Source organism: Salibaculum sp., from assembly GCF_035270045.1.
Classification (GTDB): domain Bacteria; phylum Pseudomonadota; class Alphaproteobacteria; order Rhodobacterales; family Rhodobacteraceae; genus Salibaculum.
Genome location: NZ_DATFIP010000063.1, coordinates 1 through 2057, shown reverse-complemented (window position 1 = coordinate 2057; position 2057 = coordinate 1). Strand labels below are relative to the sequence as shown.

Here is a 2057-nt window from a genome sequence, read left to right as displayed (position 1 = left end):
CAGGATGGTGTGGTCTTTGCGCTGGCGGCGGCGGACGGCATGTTCCTCAATCCGCAGACGCGGGCGATGTCGCTGGCCGATACGTCCTCGGTCTGGCTGATCGTCGACGTGTTCGAGCGGGACATGGGGCGGCTCTCGTCCAACATGCGCGCCGAGGCGCGGTTCGATCATCTGCCGGGACGGGTCTTTGCCGGCGAGATCGACTATATCTTCCCCGAACTCGACACCGAAACGCGCACGCTTCGGGTGCGGCTGCGGTTCGACAACGAGGACGGGCTCCTGCGGCCCAACATGTTCGCCAATGTCTCGCTGATCCCGGCGGAGGCTCAAGAGGCGCTGACCGTGCCATCCGAGGCGGTGATCCGCACTGGCCGGGCCGAGCGCGTGATCCTCAAGCAGGCCGATGACACGTTCCGCCCCCGGCTGGTGACGACCGGGCTGCGCGGCGGGTTCGGCGCGGGCGGGCGCACCGAGATCGTGCAGGGCCTGGCACCGGGCGACGAGGTAGTGGCCTCGGCCCAGTTCCTGATCGACAGCGAAAGCGCGCTCAATGCGGGCATGATGCGCTTTGCCCCAACTGATGCCGAGCCGGCGATGGGCAAGGGCGTTCTGGCCTCGCTCGACAGTGATAGGCGGCTGGCGCGGATTGGACATGAGCCGATCGAGGCCCTTGGCTGGCCCGCAATGGAAACACGCTTTGCCATTCGCTCGGATGTGTATCTGGAGGACCTGGCTGAGGGCGACGAGGTGGAGTTCACCGCCGTGCGCGGCGCGGACGGCCTGATCGCGCTCACGGAGCTTGGCCGTGATGATGGCGTCGATGCCACGGGCACCGGCATGGTTCACGCGGTCACGCCCGAGGGCAAGCTGACCGTCAGCCACGAGCCCATCCCGGCGCTCGGCTGGCCGGCGATGAAGATGGATCTGGATGTGGCCGGGGTGGACACGGATTCGGTGCCGCTCGACACGCCCGTGACCTTCGACCTGGCCTCGGACGAGAACGGCATGTTCGCCATCGTCGCCGTACGGGCCGAGGGCGAGATGAAGATGGCCGAGGCTGAGGACATGGCGGAAGAGGCACCTTCCACCCCGCCGATCACCGTTGAGGGGCGCATCGAAGCAGTTGATCCAGAGGCGCGGACCGCCACAATTGACCATGGCCCGATCAAGGAGATCGGGATGCCGGGCATGACGATGGACTTTGCACTGTCCGATGCGGTTGATCCTGCGGACCTGCCGACAGGGCAGGACCTGAGCCTGACCTTTCTGCGGCCTGACGGCATGGCCATGGTGCTGGATGCGGTTGAGGCGACGCCAGAACCGATGACCGTCACCGGCACGATCAACAGTATCGACGCCGAGGCGGGAACCGCCAACATCACCCATGGCCCCATTCAGGCCATCGGCATGCCCAGCATGACCATGGACTTCGCGCTTGCCGGCGCACTGGACGCGAGTAGCCTGCCGGTCGGTCAGGAAACCGGCCTGCTTCTCTTACAGGGGGCCGACATGTCCTTGTCACTCGCCGGCACCGTGGAGTTGGGCCAATGATCCCCGCCATCATCCGCTGGTCAATCGCCAACCGCTTCCTCGTCATCGTGCTGGCGCTTTTCCTTGGGGCCGCCGGCGCCTGGTCGCTGCGCTCCACGCCGGTTGACGCCATCCCTGATCTGTCGGACGTGCAGGTCATCATCAAGACTCCCTATGCGGGCCAAGCGCCGCAGGTGGTTGAGGATCAGTTGACGTACCCGATCACCACCGCGATGCTGTCCGTACCCGGCGCGGTCGATGTGCGCGGCTTTTCGTTTTTCGGTGATAGCTATGTTTATGTCGTCTTCGAGGACGGCACCGATCTTTATTGGGCGCGCTCGCGGGTGCTGGAATATCTCGCGCAGGTGCAGTCTCGTCTGCCCGATGGTGTGAACCCGGAGCTTGGTCCGGATGCCACCGGGGTGGGCTGGATCTATCAATACGTGCTGGTCGACCGCACCGGCGGGCATGACCTTTCGCAGCTCCGCACCCTGCAGGACTGGTTCCTGAAATTCGAACTGCAAACC

2 protein-coding genes are annotated in these 2057 nt (G+C 65.2%); both read left to right on the top strand.

Features of this window, described 5'->3' with window-relative positions; genetic code table 11:
* Positions 1 to 1551 (top strand): efflux RND transporter periplasmic adaptor subunit (locus VJ897_RS11575; RefSeq protein WP_324055825.1); only part of this gene is annotated, 1551 nt, incomplete at its 5' end.
* On the top strand, positions 1548 to 2057 hold a 510-nt coding region (locus VJ897_RS11570; protein ID WP_324055824.1), incomplete at its 3' end, for an efflux RND transporter permease subunit. The genes VJ897_RS11575 and VJ897_RS11570, both read left to right, overlap by 4 nt.